17 protein-coding genes are annotated in these 18,909 nt (G+C 56.2%); 5 read left to right on the top strand and 12 right to left on the bottom strand.

The genetic code is table 11. The features are described from left to right. Positions 1-7: 7 nt before the first annotated feature. The 6 genes from galU to AC2TDA_RS16280 form a co-directional block, all read right to left on the bottom strand. Positions 8-901, bottom strand: coding sequence for a UTP--glucose-1-phosphate uridylyltransferase GalU (gene galU, locus AC2TDA_RS16305; RefSeq protein ID WP_480847109.1), 894 nt, complete (start codon positions 899-901; stop codon positions 8-10). A 304-nt stretch (positions 902-1,205) separates the two neighbouring features. Next, positions 1,206-3,011 (bottom strand): ABC transporter ATP-binding protein, encoded by a 1,806-nt coding sequence (locus AC2TDA_RS16300; RefSeq protein WP_480847110.1) that lies wholly within the window; start codon positions 3,009-3,011, stop codon positions 1,206-1,208. A gap of 1 nt (position 3,012) precedes the next feature. Continuing rightward, on the bottom strand, positions 3,013-3,942 hold the full coding sequence (locus AC2TDA_RS16295) for an ABC transporter permease subunit (protein ID WP_480847111.1): 930 nt from the start codon (positions 3,940-3,942) through the stop codon (positions 3,013-3,015). 10 nt (positions 3,943-3,952) lie between these two features. Then, the gene (gene oppB, locus AC2TDA_RS16290; RefSeq protein WP_480847112.1) at positions 3,953-4,876 is read right to left on the bottom strand and encodes an oligopeptide ABC transporter permease OppB; all 924 of its coding nucleotides are present in this window, start codon (positions 4,874-4,876) and stop codon (positions 3,953-3,955) included. 65 nt (positions 4,877-4,941) lie between these two features. Next, positions 4,942-6,570: a peptide ABC transporter substrate-binding protein gene (locus AC2TDA_RS16285; RefSeq protein WP_480847113.1), complete on the bottom strand. Its 1,629-nt coding sequence runs from the start codon at positions 6,568-6,570 to the stop codon at positions 4,942-4,944. Between the two features lie 391 nt (positions 6,571-6,961). Continuing rightward, positions 6,962-8,197: a lytic murein transglycosylase gene (locus tag AC2TDA_RS16280; protein WP_480879751.1), complete on the bottom strand. Its 1,236-nt coding sequence runs from the start codon at positions 8,195-8,197 to the stop codon at positions 6,962-6,964. Between the two features lie 162 nt (positions 8,198-8,359). On the opposite strand from AC2TDA_RS16280, the gene AC2TDA_RS16275 reads away from it, so the two are divergent. From AC2TDA_RS16275 to AC2TDA_RS16260, 4 genes are read left to right on the top strand one after another with little or no spacing between them, the layout of a single operon-like run. Continuing rightward, a complete protein-coding gene (locus AC2TDA_RS16275; protein WP_480847116.1) occupies positions 8,360-9,322 on the top strand; it encodes a cytochrome ubiquinol oxidase subunit II in 963 nt (320 codons plus the stop codon). After that, positions 9,319-11,409 (top strand): cbb3-type cytochrome c oxidase subunit I, encoded by a 2,091-nt coding sequence (locus AC2TDA_RS16270; protein WP_480879749.1) that lies wholly within the window; start codon positions 9,319-9,321, stop codon positions 11,407-11,409. Before AC2TDA_RS16275 ends, AC2TDA_RS16270 begins: the two co-directional genes overlap by 4 nt. Continuing rightward, positions 11,406-12,038 carry a cytochrome c oxidase subunit 3 gene (locus AC2TDA_RS16265; protein ID WP_480847118.1) on the top strand — a complete coding sequence of 211 codons (633 nt, stop codon included), beginning with the start codon at positions 11,406-11,408 and terminating at the stop codon, positions 12,036-12,038. The genes AC2TDA_RS16270 and AC2TDA_RS16265 overlap by 4 nt, the downstream gene beginning before the upstream one ends. Then, entirely contained in the window at positions 12,031-12,357 is a 327-nt protein-coding gene (locus AC2TDA_RS16260) for a cytochrome o ubiquinol oxidase subunit IV (protein ID WP_480879748.1), read from the top strand. Before AC2TDA_RS16265 ends, AC2TDA_RS16260 begins: the two co-directional genes overlap by 8 nt. Here the strand turns inward: AC2TDA_RS16260 and AC2TDA_RS16255 are convergent. Both AC2TDA_RS16255 and AC2TDA_RS16250 read right to left on the bottom strand, forming a co-directional pair. Next, positions 12,350-12,721, bottom strand: a complete 372-nt coding sequence (locus tag AC2TDA_RS16255; RefSeq protein WP_480879747.1) for a fluoride efflux transporter FluC — start codon at positions 12,719-12,721, stop codon at positions 12,350-12,352. The two genes, AC2TDA_RS16260 and AC2TDA_RS16255, sit on opposite strands and share 8 nt — an antisense overlap. Continuing rightward, on the bottom strand, positions 12,718-13,125 hold the full coding sequence (locus tag AC2TDA_RS16250) for a fluoride efflux transporter FluC (protein WP_480879746.1): 408 nt from the start codon (positions 13,123-13,125) through the stop codon (positions 12,718-12,720). The genes AC2TDA_RS16255 and AC2TDA_RS16250 overlap by 4 nt, the downstream gene beginning before the upstream one ends. Positions 13,126-13,349: 224 nt before the next feature. Between AC2TDA_RS16250 and AC2TDA_RS16245 the strand changes: the two genes are divergently transcribed. Further along, positions 13,350-14,930 carry an FMN-binding glutamate synthase family protein gene (locus AC2TDA_RS16245; RefSeq protein WP_480879745.1) on the top strand — a complete coding sequence of 527 codons (1,581 nt, stop codon included), beginning with the start codon at positions 13,350-13,352 and terminating at the stop codon, positions 14,928-14,930. Between the two features lie 52 nt (positions 14,931-14,982). Here the strand turns inward: AC2TDA_RS16245 and AC2TDA_RS16240 are convergent, their stop codons facing one another. From AC2TDA_RS16240 to AC2TDA_RS16225, 4 genes are read right to left on the bottom strand one after another with little or no spacing between them, the layout of a single operon-like run. Beyond that, entirely contained in the window at positions 14,983-15,639 is a 657-nt protein-coding gene (locus tag AC2TDA_RS16240) for an ABC-type transport auxiliary lipoprotein family protein (RefSeq protein WP_480847124.1), read from the bottom strand. Beyond that, a complete protein-coding gene (locus AC2TDA_RS16235; RefSeq protein WP_480879743.1) occupies positions 15,636-16,952 on the bottom strand; it encodes an MlaD family protein in 1,317 nt (438 codons plus the stop codon). Before AC2TDA_RS16235 ends, AC2TDA_RS16240 begins: the two co-directional genes overlap by 4 nt. 5 nt (positions 16,953-16,957) lie before the next feature. After that, the gene (locus AC2TDA_RS16230) at positions 16,958-17,773 is read right to left on the bottom strand and encodes an ABC transporter ATP-binding protein (protein ID WP_480879742.1); all 816 of its coding nucleotides are present in this window, start codon (positions 17,771-17,773) and stop codon (positions 16,958-16,960) included. Between the two features lies 1 nt (position 17,774). Then, positions 17,775-18,899, bottom strand: coding sequence for an MlaE family lipid ABC transporter permease subunit (locus AC2TDA_RS16225; protein WP_480847129.1), 1,125 nt, complete (start codon positions 18,897-18,899; stop codon positions 17,775-17,777). Positions 18,900-18,909: the final 10 nt, after the last annotated feature.

Below are 18,909 nucleotides of genomic sequence, written 5' to 3'. Positions count from 1 at the left end.
CATTCAGTTACTGAGCAGCCCTGTTCGCAACAATGAGGTCATGCAGGTACCGGTTCAAATCATCGCGCAGGTCATCTCGGGCCAGAGCAAATGCCACCGTTGCCTGCAGAAAACCCGACTTGGACCCGCAATCAAACCGTTGCCCGTCAAACTTGTAGCCAAAGACTGGCACACCGTTCCCGATGTCCTCTGCGATAGCATCGGTCAGCTGGATTTCACCCCCGCTGCCTTTTTTCATTTGGTTCAGATTGTACAGAACCGAAGGCCCGAGGATATATCGCCCGATTACCGCAAGGTTTGACGGGGCCTCTTCTGGCTTTGGCTTTTCGATCATCCCTTTCGCACGGGTCACGGCGCCAACGTTCTCACTGACATCCAAGATGCCGTAAGAACTTGTCATTTCCGCCGGTACCTCCATCGCGGCAACCATGTTGCCTCCGGTTTCCTCATACGCCTCGATCATCTGCTGAAGGCAAGGCTTGTCGCCAGCGATGACGTCATCAGGCAGCATGACAGCAAAGGGCTCGTCCCCGATCAGTCGCCGTGCGCACCAGACAGCGTGGCCCAAACCCAGCGCTTTGTGCTGTCGGATATAAGCGATAGCACCGCTTTCCATATTTGTTGCATTCAAGGTCTCAAGCAATTCGTCTTTGCCTTTGGCCTTCAGTTCCTGTTCGAGCACCAGATTATGGTCGAAATAGTCCTCGAGCGCGGACTTCCCGCGCGAAGTCACAAAGATGAATTCCTTGATACCGGCTGCCCGGGCCTCGTCGATCGCATATTGAACCAAGGGTCGGTCAACAAGTGTCATGATCTCTTTGGGGACAGATTTTGTCGCTGGCAAGAACCGGGTGCCCAGCCCTGCTACGGGAAAAATCGCCTTAGTGACCTTACGTGTCATGTGACCTCTCAAATTCAATTTACTTTGGACAATCCGCAGCATTTTGAGAATAGCTCATATTCTGCGAAGCCAGGTTAATCAATGTCGTGCAACGTAGCTGACTCGTATTAGTTAAAACCTGCCATTTTCCAGGAGGCAGAGTCAAAAGCTTGAGCGCGGGAAATTGCCGGTATCGTGCCAAACACTGTTGAATTGCGGCAGGTTGTCGCGAAGTTTGCATTGCTCTGGCCTGCAAGTGGAAAAACATTTGCGACACGTCACACAAAGCATCCCCAAAGCCGGTTTGACGGCTTTGGGGAACAGTCTACGCGTTGCCCATGATGGTTTCGAGCGGGTCATGTTCGGCTACGAAATGGTCCGGAGCGATTTCGCTCAACTTCGGAACGTAGTTTGCCTCACCAGCCGCTAAGCGACTGGGCAAAAACCGAAGTGCCGCCTTGGGGTCCATGGGCGAGGGTAACTCACCGGGCAGTTTCAGGCGTGTGCGGCTGCGCTCCACGTCCGGATCGGGAATCGGCACGGCCGAGATCAGCGACTTCGTGTAGGGATGGATCGGCTCAGAGCAGATCACTTCACCATCGCCCAGCTCGACAATGCGTCCCAGATACAGAACCATGATCCGGTTCGACACAGCCCGAACCACCGATAGGTCGTGGCTGATGAAGATCATCGACAGGCCGAACTCTTGTTGCAATTCGCGCAACAATTCCACGATTTGAGCTTGAATGGACACATCCAGAGCTGAAACGGCCTCGTCGCAGATAATCAGCTTGGGCTTGTTGATCATTGCCCGCGCGATTCCCACACGCTGGTTCTGCCCTCCAGATAGCTCGTGAGGGTAGCGGTTGATCATATTGGCCTTCAGCCCCACCCTCTCCATCATTTCGGCGACCAATTCCTTACGTTCACGCTCGGTCAGGTCGGGGCGATAGGTCTTCAGTGGCTCGGCAATCGAAGCTGAAATCGTCATGCGTGGATCAAGACTGGCCAGCGGATCCTGAAATACAATTTGCAGATCCTTACGGTACTTGTTCAGTTCGGCCCGTTTCAGCCCGACGATTGGATGGCCCAGCCAGCTGACATTGCCGCCGCTGGGTTCGATCAGCTGGAGTACCGCACGCGCAAGCGTGGACTTGCCACAGCCGGATTCACCCACAACTCCCAACGTTTCGCCCTTGCGGATATCAAAGCTGACTCCGTCAACGGCCTTTAGCGGTACCTTGTGCCCAAACAGGCCGCCCGGAACGTGGATCGGGAAGTGAACTTTGACGTCGTCGACCTTAAGCAGCGGTTCATCCGTCTTGCCCAATGCTTTGGGTGCGTCACCGGCATCGATCCGCGGCATCGCCTCGAGCAACGTGCGGGTGTACTCGTGCTGCGGTGCGCGGAAGATTTCACGCGTGTCTCCGGCTTCGACGAATGCACCCATCCGCATGACCTGAATGCGATCGCACATCCGCGCGACGACGCCCATGTCGTGAGTGATCAGGGCGATCGCGGTGCCTTCGTCCTTTTGCAGGCGTACCATCAGATCAAGAATGTCGGCCTGTACGGTGACGTCCAGCGCAGTTGTCGGTTCGTCCGCAATCAGCAGCTTTGGGTTGCACAGCATCGACATGGCAATCATGACCCGTTGGCGCATACCGCCCGACAATTCGTGCGGATACTGATCCAGGCGGCGCTTTGCCTCTGGAATGCGGACACGATCCAGCCAATCCAGGCAGCGCGCCCGCGCAGCTGAACCTTGCAGGCCTTCATGCACCTGCAACACTTCGCGCATTTGCTGGCCAATCCGCAGGTGCGGGGTCAGGGCGGTCAGCGGATCCTGAAAAATCATGCCGACATCGTCACCGCGGATTTTGTTCAGCTTGTTCACGGGTAGGTTCAGGATTTCCTTGCCGTTCAGCAGGGCCGATCCGGATGCACGCCCGGCCGTCGGTAACAACCCCATCGCCGCCATGAAAGTCTGGCTTTTGCCCGACCCGCTTTCGCCGACAATGCCGAGGCATTCACCGGGATTGATGTCAAAGCTGATGCCTTTGACGGCCTCGACCACACCATCAGGTGTATCAAAGCGGACGCTCAGGTCCTTAACAGAGAACAGGCTCATATCAACGATCCTTCGGGTCTAAAGCGTCACGCAAACCATCACCGATGAAGAACATGGTGATGATGATGGCGACATAGAATGTCAGGGGGTATATCAGCTGCCACAGGGTGCCATAGCCCATGGTTCCAGCCCCTTCGGCGATCAGACGGCCCAGCGAGGTGTAGGGTTCTGAAATCCCAAGTCCCAAGAATGAGATGAAGCTTTCTGTCAGGATCATCTCGGGCACCAGCAGCGAGGCATACACGATCACCACACCCAGCAAGTTGGGCAGGATGTGGCGGTACATGATCGTAAATTCACTGACACCGGCGGCACGCGCGGCCTCGATAAATTCGCGGTTCTTCAAGGTCAGTGTTTGGCCTCGGACAATCCGGGCCATGGTCAGCCAACCGACCGCACCAAGCGCGATGAACAGCATGAAGAATGATCGCCCGGCCACAACCAGTAGAAGGATGATGACAAGTGTTGCAGGGATCGCCAGCAAGATATCCACGAACCGCATCATGACGCTGTCCGTCCGGCCGCCGATATACCCGGCAGCAATGCCGTAACAGGTTCCGACGATCAGAGCTGTCGCTGCCCCGATCAGGCCAACCAGCAGCGACGTGGTCGTCGCCTGAATGACCCGGCTGTATAGATCACGCCCCAGATCATCGACACCGAAATAGTGTCCGGATTCGACGGATGGCATACCCATCCCGCGCACGTCACCCATGACGTTCCAGTCGATTTCCTCGTTGCTCCACACCGCGAAATAGGGACCGATGATCGTGAAAAGCACGATCAGACCCAAAATGAAAACGCTTGCCATTGCAGCTTTGTTTCGGACAAAACGCATGCGCGCGTCCTGCCAGAGTGAACGCCCCTGAACGACCGTGTAATCGGTGATCTCTTCGGCCAGATGGGCGGCTTTTTGTGATTTTCCAAGCATTGCCAGTCCCTCAGTACCGGATTTTCGGATCGAACCAGGCATAAGCCAGATCGGTCAGCAGGTTGACGATTACAGTCAGCGCGCCATAGAGGATCGTTACCCCCAGTAGCACCGCGTAGTCGCGGGACAGAGCAGAGCCCACGTAGGCCTGGCCCAGGCCGCCGGTCGAAAAGTAGATGTCGACAAAGACAGAACCTGTCAGCACGTAGACAAAGACTGGCCCTAGATAGGACACGACCGGAAGCAGCGTGGGTTTCAGCGCATGGCGCCAGATCACGGTTCTGGTGGGCAGGCCTTTCGCCCGCGCGGTGCGAATGAAGTTCGAGTTCAGAACCTCAAGCATCGATGATCGCGTAATCCGCGCGATAGATCCCATATAGGACGTCGCCAGTGCGATAACGGGCATGATCAGGTATTGCCACTGACCACCGTTCCAGCCACCGCCCGGCAGCCATCCCAGCCACAGGGTGAAGGTCAGGATCAGGATCGGTCCCATGATGAAGTTCGGTAGCGCTTGCGCCGCAATCCCCAGACCCACGGCGAAGTAATCGATCCAGCTATTATGCTTGATCGCCGCCGCGATGCCGAGGCTGACGCCCACTGCGGTCGCAAGAAGAAACGACAGCGAGCCATAAGTCAGCGAAATCGGGAAACCTTGCGCGATGATGTCATTGACGTCCCGGTCCTTGAACTTGAAGGACGGGCCGAAATCGAAATGCACGACGATGTTGTACAGGTAATCCCACAGCTGTTTCCACAGCGGTTGGTCCAGCCCGTACCGCGCCTCAATGTTGGCCAGAACCTGCGGCGGCAAGGGCCGCTCTGAGGTAAAGGGCCCTCCGGGCGCGAAGTGCATCAGAAAGAAACAGGCGACGATCAGCAATAGGATCGTCGGAATGGCAACCAGCAGTCGCCGCAAACTATAGGCAAGCATTCCATGCCCCCATTATTGGCGCTGCCCCGGAAAGTGTCCCGGGGCAGTGCGTGATCAAAGGATGATTAATCTGCGAGCTTGTACAGGTTCTTCGAGTACCAGTTCTGCTCGACATTGTTCACCGGCCAGTTCCCGACGTCGCTATCCATCATGTAGACACCGGCATAGTGGTAGATCGGGATAACCGGAGTTTCCTGGGCGATGATGCGCTCGACCTCGGTGTACAGCGGGGCTGGATCATCCGAGGTTTTCGCCTCGGTCAGCAATTCGTCAACGCGGGCGTTGTTGTACTTGCCGTCGTTGTAGCCTGAGTCCGACTGCAGCAGATCCAGGAAGGTGGACGCTTCGTTATAGTCGCCACACCATGCGCCACGGGCCAGTTCAAAGTTCTGGTTACCGCGTTCTTCCAGGAAGACCTTCCATTCCATGTTGGCCAGTTCGGCGTTTACGCCCAGCTTTTGTTTCCACATCTGGCTCAACGCAACGGCGACCTTCTTGTGGTTCTCTGCGGTATTATAAACCATTTCAAAGCTCAGCGGATTATCCGGGCCATAACCGGCTTCTGCCAGTAGTTCCTTCGCCAGTTCGTCACGCTCGGCTTGAGACATCGACGCCATTTCGACTGCCGGTACGGTGAAACCCGCAGTTGCTTCGGGCGCGAAAGTGTAGGCCTCGGGCTGACCACCAGCCAATACTTTTTCGGTGATGATCGCACGGTCTACAGCCAGCGAAAGGGCCTGACGGACGTTCGGATCCTTGAAGGCTTCGGGGCCGCTGTCGGACACATTGAAGGTGTAATAGTAGTTACACAGGCGCGGGAAGCTGATGGCCTCGTCCGGATGCTCCTGCTTCAGCCGCGGGTACTGACCGGCTGGGATTTCAGTGCGATCCAGCTCACCGGCCAGATAGCGGGTCAGCGCGACGTTTTCGTCGTTGATGACCAGCGCCACAACTTTTTCAACGATAGTGTTGTCGTTGTCCCAGTACATTTCGTTACGCTCGCGCACGGAACGTTCCTGCGGAAGGTGCTCGGTCAGAACATAGGCACCGTTCGAAACGATGTTTTCCGGCTTCGTCCAGGCGTCACCAAATTCCTCAATCACTTTTTGCGGCGCAGGGAAGGTGGTCGAATGCGTTGTCATCTGCGGGAAGTAGGGCAGAGGTGCGCTCAGACGGACTTCCAGCGTTTTGTCGTCGATGGCTTTGACGCCCAGATCGTCAATCGATGCGTTGCCTGCGATGATCTCGGCGGCGTTCTCGATCGACATCAGTTCCATGAACCACGCGTAGGGCGACGACAGGGCGGGATCGACGGCGCGTTTCCAGGCAAACACAAAGTCGCCTGCGGTCACCGGATCACCATTCGACCACTTCGCATTGTCGCGCAGAGTAAAGGTATAGACGTCTTTGGTGTCGTTGGTGGTATAGCCTGTGGCAACACCCGGAACCAGATTCCCGTCCTCGTCCTGGTTCATCAGACCTTCGAACAGGTCACGTACGATTTCCGCGCCAGAAACGTCTTCGACGACCTGCGGGTCAACCGAGCTGTGTTCGTCCAGAATGCGATAGGTAAAGGTTTGATCATCTGCCAGCGCTTCGCCGGTAACAGGATGAGTTCCAGCCGCCATAACAGCGCCGGTGATCATGGTTGAGGACAATAGTCCTGCCAGTGAGGTTCGGATGATTTTCTTCATATGTCTTACTCCCATTTTTTGGTGTCGGGTGCTCGCAACTTCAGGTGCGTGGCGACCCTGATCCGTTGTATTTCCGGTAATCAATTGGGATTCGCTTTGATCCAGATCGTGCGGGAACGCGAAACTCGTGTCGTACTGACTCCAGTGATATGTCGGAAATCCAATTGCGAAAGCCTTCTTTCACTGCGGCGGAAGGTGGCACCTTTTTAACAAAGGTAAAAGGTTTTGTGGTGAAATGAGCGGGGGAAGGCCGAATGGAACCGTAACAGGGTCGGCCGCTGAAATAATATTTTGAAACTCCCGGCAGCTATGACATTTTCGTGAAGCGCAAATATTCAGCTGTTTATATGAGTCCCGCGCAGCCGTTGTCCGCCGCGAATCGCTTGGGCTTTCAGGGGGCCAGTTGGGCTTTCATGCGGGCCTCGGGAAAGCAGGTTGGCGCGCGACCGGTTGCCTCTTGCCAGCGCCCGATGGATCTGCGGGTTTTGTAACCCGGCAGCCCGTCTGCTCCTCCGACATCATGCCCGTGTTGTTCCAGCGCCTGCTGCATTCTGGTGATGTCCGAACGGTAGAGGCCACCAACATTGCCCCACCGACTGCTGAAATCCCCGACACCATAGTTGATACGGTCCCCCACGTGGCCGACAAACAGTGCGTAGAGGTCACTGGTGTTGTAATCCTTGAGGACATAGAAATTCGGAGTAACGATGAAGGCGGGACCATTGCGCCCCGCAGGCATCATTAGATAGCCCTCTGCCGACAGTTCATGTGCCGGAAACGGTCGCCCCGATACTCTTGTGATTCCCATAGCAGCCCAATCTTTAATCAGCCGCCCCTGATCTGGGCCTTCCAATGTGCAGGACATATCGCCTGGCACGACCACCTCGAACCCCCAGTCCCGCCCTTCGACCCAGCCGTGCCTGTCAAGGTAATTACCGATCGAGGCGAGTGTATCTGCAGGCGATGCCCAGATATCGGCGCGACCGTCGCCATCGCCATCGGCGGCGTAGGTCAGAAAGCTGGAAGGCATGAACTGCGGTTGCCCCAATGCCCCGGCCCAGCTGCTTTTCATCCCCCGCCCCGAGACATGGCCCGCTTCGGCGATCTGCAAAGCGGCGATGAGCTCGCTCGTGAAAAAATCCGCTCGGGTGCTCATAAACCCCTTGGTGCCAAGAACCTGAAACGCATCGTGGCGGATCGGCACCTGGCCATACCCGCTTTCGCGGCCCCAGATCGCCAACAGGATGCTTGACGGAACACCCGTTTCCGTCTCGACCAGTGCAAGAATTTGTGCGTGTCGCTTGGCCATCTTCCGGCCAACGGACGTGGCGCCCTGCACCGCGTTTGCATTGAAATACCGGCCAGGAGAGCCAAATTCGGCCTGTTGCTGCTTTTTGCGACCAATGGGTTTGTGACCGGGGGGCACTAGATCCGGCAGATCCCAGTTCAATGTCACTCCGGAAAAGGCCTGCTCAACAGTGCTGCGGGACACGCCTTTGGCCGATGCCTGTGGCCATACATTTTGCCAGATCCAGTCCTGAAACTGCCGCTCGATTGCCGCTCGATCCTGCGCCAGTGCTGCTGTTGCATGCAGGCAGAACAGAAAGGTGATAGCAAACCGAAACATCACCCTCAGGTCTCGCCCGACGGCTATTGCATGTCAATAATGTACTAGTACGGGCCACCATTATCTGTCCCTGTACGGTGTCGTTCGGAATATTCCTTGAGAAATTGTCAGACTCTGCCGATAGTTGACCGTATTGGACTTATAATTTGAGGGCGAGCAGGCGTGACCATTTTCAGGATGTTCTGTGCAACCGTGCCAGCACTTTTGGGTGTTGCTGCGGTTCTTGCATCCTCCCAGGGCGCATTGGCCAGTGACAGTTTCATGGATCCTCAAGGACCGATTGCAGCGGTGCAAAAAACGCATCTGCTGCGTGCGACGGGGCTGATCCTGATCGCAGTGATTCCGGTACTGGTTCTGGTTCCGTTGATTGCTCTGCGCTATCGCCGGCGTAAGAACAGTGCCGCCGCCTACAGGCCCAATTGGGATTTCTCACCCGGGCTGGAGTTTCTTATGTGGGGTGTGCCTGTAGTCATCGTGGCCATCCTGTCGTTTTATCTTTGGAAAGCTACACACCGACTGGATCCTTATTCCGCCCCTTTTGGCGAAGAACCAGCGCTGCGGGTGCAGGTTGTCGGATTGGATTGGAAGTGGCTGTTCATCTATCCCGATCTCGGCATTGCCAGTGTCGGAGAGCTGGGCATCCCAGTGAAACAGCAGGTCGCGATGACGTTGACGACGGACACTGTCATGCAATCCTTCATGATCCCGGCGCTGGCGGGCCAGATCTACGCCATGCCGGGGATGACAACGCAGCTGCATGTAGTGGCCGATACGCCCGAGACGATGCAAGGCGAAAACACGCAGTATAACGGACGCGGCTTTACCAAGCAGAAATTCAGTACGGTCGCCATGCAAGCGGATGAATTCAACGCATGGGTCGAGGGCGTGCGTCAGAACGGCATTACGTTGGATCCGCCAACGTATGAGACGCTTGCCATGCGCACGGACCGGGACGAGGTTCAGGCCGCACTCGGGACAGATAAGATGCCTGAAACCGCGTTGTATTTTACGTTGGATGACGGCGATCTTTTCCACAGCATTCTGCAACGTTACCACAATGGCAAGCCGCTGCCACAGGACCAACAACCCGGAACGTCAACCTTCGGGCAGGAGGCTAGTCAATGACAACCACAGATACTGGGTTCTTTGGTCGCCTCACTTGGGATGCGTTTCCTGTCGCTGGGCTAATCCAGAACCCAAGCACAAACGAGATTATCGCCAATGCTGCGGCGGCAATTGTCATTATTGGTGTTCTGGCGGTGGTCGGCTTGCTGACATGGTTTAGACTTTGGGGGCCGCTGTGGCGAGACTGGCTGACCAGCGCGGATCACAAGAAAATCGGCATCATGTATATCGTCTTTGCCATCGTGATGCTGGCGCGGGGGGTGTTGGAAGGCGTGGTCATGCGCGCGCAACAGGCGGTGGGGCCAGGCGATGGATTTCTTGAGGCCGAGCATTTCGCGGAGTTGTTCAGCACCCATGGCACGATCATGGTCTTCTTTGTGGCTGTACCTTTTGTCTTTGGCGTCGCGAACTATGTGATCCCGCTGATGATCGGCGCGCGGGACGTGGCGTTTCCCAGACTAAACCAGATCGGGCTTGGGATTACCGTCTCGGCCGGGATGATGCTGATGGTCTCGCTGGTGGTCGGAGAGTTTTCGACTGGCGGCTGGACTGCCTATCCGCCATATACCGGGGCCGCGTTCAATCCTGGCGTTGGGCCGGATTACTGGATCTGGGCCATCGTGGTTTCAGGTGTCGGTACCACCCTGACAGGCATAAACTTTGCCGTGACGATCTATAAGCTTCGTGCGCCTGGGATGAAGTTCATGCGGTTGCCGATGTATTGTTGGACGATCATATGCAGCTCGATCCTGATCATCTTTGCAATGCCGCCTTTAGGGGTTGCCGCGCTACTGCTAGCTGCCGACCGATATCTGGACTTCCATTTCTTCACGAACGACCTCGGCGGCAACATGATGAACTATGCCAATTTGTTCTGGCTGTTCGGCCACCCAGAGGTCTACCTGCTCGTCCTGCCTGCCTATGGAATCTATTCCGAGGTTTTCGCCACATTCTCAGCTAAACGGCTGTACGGCTACAACTCACTGGTCATCGCTACCATGTCGATTGCGGTGTTGTCCTTCACGGTCTGGCTGCACCATTTCTTCACGATGGGGCAAAGCGCCTTGATCAATGCGGTATTTGGCATCGCGACCATGCTGATTGCCATCCCGACCGGCGTAAAAGTCTATGACTGGATGGCGACGCTGTGGCGTGGGCGCATTCGGTTTTCGGTGCCGATGCTCTATAGCCTGGCGTTTCTGATGTTGTTTGTGATCGGCGGGCTCAGTGGTGTTGTACTGGCCAACCCGACTGTGGACTATCAGGTTCACAACACCCTGTTTCTGGTGGCGCATTTTCACAACGCGCTGCTGCCGGGTGTGCTGTTCGGCCTGTTGGCGGCCTACAACTACTGGTTCCCCAAGGCTTTCGGGTTCCGTCTGAACGAATTCTGGGGCCGCGTCTCAGTTTTCTGCTGGACCGTTGGGTTCCTGCTGACATTTATGCCGCTATACTTTGTCGGGCTTATGGGGATGCCCCGGCGGTCTTTCAGTTACGCTGACCCATCATTTCAACCTTATATGATCGTCGCCATCATCGGCGCATTGGTTATCACCTGCGGGCTGTTCTCGATCCTGATCCAGCTGTGGGTCAGCATCCGAGACCGGGATAAGACACGCGTGCCTGTGGGCGACCCTTGGGACGGGCGCACGTTAGAGTGGTCAATCCCATCGCCGCCACCGCCCTACAACTTTGCTATTATCCCTGAAGTCACTGGTAGGGATGACTTTGCAGCTACCAAAGAACGGGGCGAGGCCTATCCGACGCCCGACGCGTATGAAGATATTGAAATGCCGCGCAACACCGGTATTGGCTTTGTCCTTTGTGTTCTCAGCGGCATCTGGATGTTTGCACTGGTCTGGTGGATCTGGTGGCTGGCGGCGTTGATCACCGTTCTAATCATCCTGTCCATCATTGTCTGGACCTTTGATACCAGTACTGAACTGGTCATCCCGGCGGAAGAAGTCCGAAAGGAACACGAGGCCTGGCTGGCACTGGTTCACAGTTCAAGCGCAGTTGACCGCGATCATGAAACAGCAACGGAAAACTGCGGCCTTGCTCGTCCTGACATGGAGGCCGCGACATGAGACGCGCACCATCGCAAAGTTATCCGGGCCTGAACCTTGGTGAAGACCACGCCAGTGCCGACAAGTTCTCTGAGGTTGTCACATTTGGGTTCTGGGTCTTTCTGATGAGCGACCTGGTCTATTTCGGTCTGATGTTCGCCATCTACATCACGATGATTGATGCGCAAGCTGGCGGGCCCGGACCGCACGAGCTGTTTGACCTCAAAAGCATCTTTGCCCAAACCATGATCCTGCTGACCAGCAGCTTGACGGTCGGTCTGGCCATGTTGGCACTGAAATACAACTTGCCGCGGGCGCGCATTGTTCTGTGGTTCGCAGTGACGCTTTTGTTAGGCCTCAGCTTTCTGGTTCTTGAAATCCGCGACTTCATGGCCATGGCCGAAAAGGGAGGTATCCCTCAGCGTAGCGGGTTCTTGTCGGCATTCTATGGGTTGGTGCCATTGCACGGGCTGCACGTGGCGGCAGGATGCCTCTGGCTGATCGTGCTGGGTATCCAGTTGCGGGTGATGGGCCTGACTGATCTGCTGATGTCGCGCGTCGTGCGATTGGCTCTGTTCTGGCATTTCCTCGACCTGATCTGGATTGGCATCATCACCATCGTGTATTTCGGAGGCTTGGCCTATGGATAGACGAACCGAGATGCACCATCGCGAGCGTCGGCGTTACGTGATCGGCTATGGCGGGTCGCTGTTGCTGACATTGGCAGTTTTTCTGATCGCGTACTGGATCGGGATAGAAACAAAAGGTGTCTACCTGTCCATCGGCTTGCTGGGCCTGGCGCAGTTGGTCGTACAGCTGGTGTATTTCCTGCACATTGATCGACGCCGAAGCAGCCGCGAAGATCTGGATCTGATCCTTTTTTCAACGCTTGTATTGTTGATCATCATTGGTGGAACAGTTTGGATCCTGGGGAATCTGGCAATCCGCATGCATATGCACGTTATGTAAAACCGCCCGTCAGCACCAATCCGACCCACAAGGCCAGCCAGCACAGCATCAGACTGAGCAGGATGTTTCCGGCTGCGAATACAATTGTGCGATTGCGGTGCAGTTCCAACGATTGATAGGCAAAACTGGAAAAGGTTGTGAAGCCTCCGCAGAAACCAAAGACCAACCGTTTTTCTTCCTCTGCCATCTCGACAGGGCCACCAAGGTAGCCAATCCAGAGGCCCAGCAACAGGCTGCCCGCGACATTCACGATCAATGTTGAATAGGGCAGATCGTGGGTTACCCGCCGCGTAAGCCAGTGACGCATTACAGCCCCCAGGCCTCCGCCCAGCCCGAACATGGCGTGTAGATAGAGATCGGTCATTCCCGGGCCCTCCCGATCCGGGATCGGCGACCCAGCGCCTCGCCAAGAATGGCAGCGCCAAGACCAAAGATGATCTCGGCAGTGATTGCAGCAATGACGGACCAGCCGTCGGTTTCCGCAATCCGCTCCAACTCGGCTACGAAAGATGAAAACGTCGATAAGCCGCCACAGAACCCAACCGCGCCCAGATGCAGAAAATGGGCATGGATCCGGTGACGCACTGCGTAGAGCCAGCCCAGAATGAAACAGGCTGCCACGTTAATGCCAAAAGTGGCCGTCAGCATAGGCGCGCCGGGGACTTCCAGCGCAAACGCCTCGCGCAGCAGCGATCCCGCTGCCCCGCCAACAAAGACGGCGCAGTACATCAGGGCGCGATCACTGACGTTGCGTGCTGAATTTGCCATTGCGATTGATCCTGCTCTGGCCTGCGTTCTTATTGCCATACAGTTTGCACATGCGCGGATCAACGGTCTGGATGGGGTCATCAACCACCGGTCGCCAAACCGGAGGATTCCGCGAAAGGGGCTTCAAATACTTGCAATCTAAGGCCTATCTGTTTCACGATTGAACCAGGGTCGGGCCGGCTGGGCCTGCAACTGCGCTCGGCGCGTCCAAAAGGAGATCATTTATGATTGTTCGCAGGATCTATTTTGCTGTCACCTTTTTCATTCTGCCCCTGACAGTTTTGCTAGGGTTGTTCTGGGGGCACGCCTTGTGGCTGCTAGTGCTGGTCGTTCCTTATGTTCTGATCGGTTACTACGACCTGAAAACAAACAAGCACAATGTTCTGAACAATTACCCGGTACTAGGCCATTTCCGGTACATGCTGGAGTTCGTCAGTCCCGAAATCCGCCAGTATTTTGTGGAAACGAATGAAAGCGGGCGCCCTTTCAACAGGATCATCCGCGGGTTGGTCTATTCGCGCGCGAAAGGGCAAGTTGATACTCAGGCTTTCGGCACCCAATACGATATCATGACCGTTGGCTACCATCGCGCCAATCACTCGCTGGCACCAAAAGACGTGGACGCTAGCGAAGAACGCGTGGTGCTGGGCGGCCCACAATGTACGAAACCCTATAGCGCGTCGCGGTTAAACGTGTCTGCCATGAGTTTCGGCGCCCTCAGCGCCAATGCCATCCGTGCATTGAACGGCGGGGCCAAAGACGGCGGTTTCGCCCACAACACTGGGGAGGGCGGTCTGTCGCCGCACCATTTGGCCGAGGGTGGAGACATCATCTGGCAAATCGGCACCGGCTATTTTGGCTGCCGAACACCCGAGGGTGGGTTCGACAAGGACAAGTTTGCCGAAAAGGCGCAAAAGGATGTCGTCAAAGCCGTCGAAATCAAGCTGTCGCAGGGCGCAAAGCCTTCCCATGGTGGCGTGCTGCCAGCGGCAAAGGTCGACAAAGAGATTGCCGAGATCCGAGGTGTACCGGAGCATCAGGACGTGATCTCGCCACCGATCCACTCGGCGTTTGAGGGCCCGACTGGGTTGATGGAATTTGTGCAGCACCTGCGCGAAATGTCGGGCGGAAAACCCGTTGGATTCAAACTGTGCATTGGTAACCCATCCGAGTTCATGGCAATTTGCAAGGCGATGCTTGAGACGGGTATCCTGCCCGATTTCATCACTGTGGATGGCGCGGAAGGCGGAACCGGCGCAGCCCCGGTCGAGTTCACCAACCGTCTCGGTATGCCAGTGAATGAGGCATTGATCTTCGTGAACAATTGCCTGCGCGGTATAGGAGTTCGGGACAAGATCCGCATTATCTGCTCGGGGAAAGTTGCAACCGGGTTTGATATGGTCGAGAAATTCGCTTTGGGCGCGGATATGTGCAACGCCGCACGGGCGATGATGTTTGCGGTCGGATGTATTCAGGCGTTGCACTGCAACACCAACCGATGTCCTTCAGGGGTTGCCACACAAGACCCGATCAGGGGAAACGCGATAAAAGTGCCGCAAAAACGGCAGCGGGTGCATCGTTTCCATGACAGCACGCTGGAAAGCTTTCGCGAATTACTGGGGGCAATGGGCAAAGAGAAAGTCTCGGAACTGCGCCCCTCGGATATTCGCCGCCGCACAGCGGACGAGCGTGAACGATCTTATGCCGAACTCTACGAGTCTATCGATGAAGGCGCATTGTTGGCGGATAAGGTTCTGCCGCCCTATGCCGAGGATTGGAACCGGGCTTCGTCAGCTCATTTCTGATCTTTAGCAGAACCAAGTCACAGTGGGCGCCAAAATCGCTCTCGGGGCTCGACTAAGAGCGCGAATCCCGAGGATTATTAGCCGAATGCGTATGGATCCTTCGAACGCTCCACTCGACAGCATCCCGCATGGTTTTCCCAAGGGCTACATCGAAGGCTTCGACCAGATCGGGGGTCTGATCGCTGACAGCTAACACGTTTTCCCGAAACGAGCTGGAGGCGATAATCTTGTCTTCGTACTCGTCAATGATCTTGATGTTGATTCGAACTTCCACACGCACGGTCTTTGCGTCTTCGGTTTCACTGACCACAATACCCTGAAACTCACGCAAATCGGGCGCGATGACGTAGTCGGCCCGCAGCCCGACAGTCGAACGGCCCACCGCGGCCACCTTGCCGGAGTTCTCGTAGCTTTCGACCATCAGGGCCTGCACGATTAGGGGTGCGCGGTCCACCCAACGGGCTCGGGGCAGGTATTGCACTTGCAGTGCCGTGGGCTGAACCGCGATTTGATCCGTATTGACTGCTGCCGTAGCAGTGGGTTCTTCAACGACGATCTGCTTTCCTATGCGCGGCAGCGACGGTGAAAACGTGCTTTTCGGCGTCAGAAGGTACAGGTCGTTCGGTTTGGACGCCTGTCGCAAGGTGTCAAGCCCAGTGCATCCAGCCAAAAAAGCCAGAACCAGAGTCATAATTAGAGGCCGGATCATTGGCGAAACTCCGATGCTTGAGTGCCGAGTAGGAAGCGGGCCGGATCGCGTTCGACCTTGTCGACCAGCCGGTCCAGACTGATGACCAGACGCTGCGATTCCTCGATGAACCGGACGAATTGCGGCAGGCCCACGCGAAGGAAGTCCGAAACCTGCCTGCGGTTGTCCTGAACAATACCGTCGATGGTTCCAAGCAGGTCTGATGCTGATTGAGATGCGCTCAGGATATCATCCGAAACCTGGTCGATCTTGGCGGTGATATTTGATACGGTTTCGGTCACTTGGTTTGCTGCCTTGCGCACATCTTCGGCAACCGGTGCAATGTCCTCGTCCATCACCCGGTTGGCCGAGTCAAAGGCGCGTTCCGCTGACGTCAGTGCGGCTTTGGCGGTGTCTATCGCCGAATTGATTGACCCGAGAGTCGTGTTCGCGTTGGCAAAGGTCTCGGTGACAGTGCCAAGCGTGAGACTGCCTTCTTCGGACAGGACGATCAGGTGATCCGCCAGCCTAGTGCCACGTTCGATGAAGGGGCGAATTTCCTGCGCAATAACCTGTTCGGCGGTTTGCAGGGTCTCGTTTGCCGTATCCAGCGTGGTTTTGGCGGATTCCGAGGCGTCCTTTAGGCTTTTCAGTGTGTCGGTACCGGTGGTCAGTGTCGTCTCGGCGGTGTCGGCCAGCGTATCCAGACGTTTGGTAAAGGCTCCGATGTCCTTCGCAGCACCGCCCAGATCGCCGGAGAGTGTTTCAAAGTCGGACAGGGTTTTGTCCAGCCGTCCCGAAGCAGATGCCAGATTGTCGAGAATGTCGGTTACGGATTTGCGGTTCTCTTCATCGACGACCTTATTCAAATCTTCCAACAGGGTCAGGGCCTTATCAAGCACTTGCGGGGCGCCCTCCAGCAATGACTGGATCGTGCTGCGCTTGCTTTGAATGACGCTGTTCTGCGACAAGCGCTCAGCCTTGGGTGAGCCGCCGGACAATTCGATATAGGCAACTCCGGTCACGCCCAATGACTGCAATTGGGCAATGGTGTCCTTGGTGATCGGGATGTTGGCGTCCACTTCGATGCGAACACGGACTTTGGAAGGATCGTCGTCATCCAAATTCAATGATATGACCTGTCCAACTGGCAATCCGTTGTAATTCACGCCACCCGCGGCTGACAGGCCTGAAACATTGTCGAACAGAACCTCGTAATAGGCATATTGCCGGGTCACCTCGAACTTGGCGAGCCATAGGAAAAAGCCGAAAACCCCAAGAATACCTGCAAGGGTGAACGCGCCGATCAAGATATAATTCGCTCGGGTTTCCATCGCCTCTACCTGCTTTGCCCCTTCTGTTGTGCCGCGCGGGCGCGGGGGCCTGTGAAATATTCCTGCACCCAAGGATGATCGACCTTGGTCATTTCTTCTATCGGACCTTCAACCAGCACGCGTTTTTCTGCAAGCACTGCGACGCGGTCGCATATGGCATAAAGGCTGTCCAGATCATGGGTTACCATGAAAACAGTCAATCCCAGCGCCTGTTGCAACTCTCCGATCAGATCATCATAGGCGGCGGCCCCGATCGGGTCCAATCCGGCAGTGGGTTCGTCCAGAAACACGATCTCGGGGTCCAGCGACAGGGCACGCGCCAAAGCAGCCCGTTTGCGCATACCGCCTGACAGTTCAGAAGGGAACTTGCTGCAACTAAGTTGCGGCAACCCAACGAGGCTGATCTTGAGCCCGCCAAGCGCTTCCATCAGGCTTTCACTTATGCTTGTATGTTCGCGCAAGGGCGCCATCACATTCTGTAGCACTGTCAGCGAGGAAAACAGCGCGCCGTCCTGAAACGCAACACCCCAGCTTTTTTCGATGCGCTGGCGGTCTTCTTCGGGCCCGTTCAGCACGTCGACACCAAGTACTTCGATACTGCCTGCTGCAGGTCTGTTCAGGCCGACAATTGTACGCAACAACACCGACTTGCCGGTGCCAGAACCACCTACGACGCCCAGCACTTCGCCTCGCCAGACATCCAGGTTCAGGTCCTCATGAACCACCTGTTCGCCAAACCGGTTGGTCAGATTGCGCACACGGATCACGGCTTCGCGCTGTGCATCGGATTTGACGGTGTCCTGCAAGGCGGTTCCGTCCATGTCAGACCCCAAGCTCGGAGAAGAAGATCGAGAACAGCGCGTCTATGGCGATGACCATAAAGATGGATTGCACAACCGACGCGGTGGTTCTTTGCCCCACGCTTTCGGACGAGCCCTTGACCTGCATTGCCTGCCAGCAGGCAATCACACCGATTACCAGCGCAAAAAACGGTGCCTTGATCAAACCAATCGCCAATTGCCAGACATCGGTGTTTTCTTTCAGGCGGGTGACGAACATGCCGGGGCTGACACCCAGATCGATCCAGCTCATCAACGCGCCACCGATCAGACCTGCCATATCGGCCACAAAACCCAGAATAGGCAGCATGATCAGCAGGGCCAGAACACGTGGGATGACTAACACCTCGATCGGGTCCAGGCCCAATGTGCGCATAGCGTCGATTTCTTCCTGCACCTTCATCGACCCGATCGAGGCGGTAAAGGCCGATCCCGACCGACCCGCAACGATGATTGCAGTTAGCAAGACGCCCAGTTCACGCAGGATCGATATCGAGATCAGCTCGACCACAAATATTTCGGCTCCGAACTGCTTTAGCTGTGTCGCTCCCTGAAAGGCCAAAACAACGCCGATCAGAAACCCCATCAACGAGACGATGGGCAGCGCTTTGAACCCGGCTTGCTCCATCTGCGACACCAGCGCTGCACGGCGCAAGCGCCAAGGCATGATCATCGTTCGCGCCAGTCGGTGGAGCGTCAGACCCAGAAACTCGAGTATGGATAGCGTGTCCTGCCACCCGCTTGCTGTTCGCTCGCCCAGACGCGCGATCCAGTTGACGATCCCGCCCGGAGGAGCCTGTTCACCGACTGCTTTGGGGATATTGCGTGCAACCGTGTCGATTAATGTGGAGTGCGCAGGCTGGACCCCCTTGATTTGTACGTCGGCGCCACCTGAGGTTAGACGTTGCTCTAGTTTGGCGATCAGCCAGGCGCCGCCTGTGTCCAGAGCCTGAACCTCTGACATGTCCAGAACAACCGCTCCGCCAGCGGGTTTGACCGCCTTGAACCCGTCCTCGACAAACTCGAGCGATTGGGTCAGCAAGTCGCCGGTAATCCGTATGCAAACACCAGTTGCATCGCTGTCCGAGGTTATTGTGGGTCGCGTCATGAGCATATGT

The sequence above is a fragment of the Ruegeria sp. HKCCD6426 genome (assembly GCF_057221115.1).
This window is presented reverse-complemented; position numbering and strand designations above follow the sequence as displayed.

Coding starts and splice junctions, on each gene's coding strand:
- galU (WP_480847109.1), bottom strand. CDS start 901: ATGACACGTAAGGTCACTAAGGCGATTTTTCCCGTAGCAGGGCTGGGC.
- AC2TDA_RS16300 (WP_480847110.1), bottom strand. CDS start 3,011: ATGAGCCTGTTCTCTGTTAAGGACCTGAGCGTCCGCTTTGATACACCT.
- AC2TDA_RS16295 (WP_480847111.1), bottom strand. CDS start 3,942: ATGCTTGGAAAATCACAAAAAGCCGCCCATCTGGCCGAAGAGATCACC.
- oppB (WP_480847112.1), bottom strand. CDS start 4,876: ATGCTTGCCTATAGTTTGCGGCGACTGCTGGTTGCCATTCCGACGATC.
- AC2TDA_RS16285 (WP_480847113.1), bottom strand. CDS start 6,570: ATGAAGAAAATCATCCGAACCTCACTGGCAGGACTATTGTCCTCAACC.
- AC2TDA_RS16280 (WP_480879751.1), bottom strand. CDS start 8,197: ATGTTTCGGTTTGCTATCACCTTTCTGTTCTGCCTGCATGCAACAGCA.
- AC2TDA_RS16270 (WP_480879749.1), top strand. CDS start 9,319: ATGACAACCACAGATACTGGGTTCTTTGGTCGCCTCACTTGGGATGCG.
- AC2TDA_RS16265 (WP_480847118.1), top strand. CDS start 11,406: ATGAGACGCGCACCATCGCAAAGTTATCCGGGCCTGAACCTTGGTGAA.
- AC2TDA_RS16260 (WP_480879748.1), top strand. CDS start 12,031: ATGGATAGACGAACCGAGATGCACCATCGCGAGCGTCGGCGTTACGTG.
- AC2TDA_RS16255 (WP_480879747.1), bottom strand. CDS start 12,721: ATGACCGATCTCTATCTACACGCCATGTTCGGGCTGGGCGGAGGCCTG.
- AC2TDA_RS16250 (WP_480879746.1), bottom strand. CDS start 13,125: ATGGCAAATTCAGCACGCAACGTCAGTGATCGCGCCCTGATGTACTGC.
- AC2TDA_RS16245 (WP_480879745.1), top strand. CDS start 13,350: ATGATTGTTCGCAGGATCTATTTTGCTGTCACCTTTTTCATTCTGCCC.
- AC2TDA_RS16240 (WP_480847124.1), bottom strand. CDS start 15,639: ATGATCCGGCCTCTAATTATGACTCTGGTTCTGGCTTTTTTGGCTGGA.
- AC2TDA_RS16235 (WP_480879743.1), bottom strand. CDS start 16,952: ATGGAAACCCGAGCGAATTATATCTTGATCGGCGCGTTCACCCTTGCA.
- AC2TDA_RS16230 (WP_480879742.1), bottom strand. CDS start 17,773: ATGGACGGAACCGCCTTGCAGGACACCGTCAAATCCGATGCACAGCGC.
- AC2TDA_RS16225 (WP_480847129.1), bottom strand. CDS start 18,899: ATGACGCGACCCACAATAACCTCGGACAGCGATGCAACTGGTGTTTGC.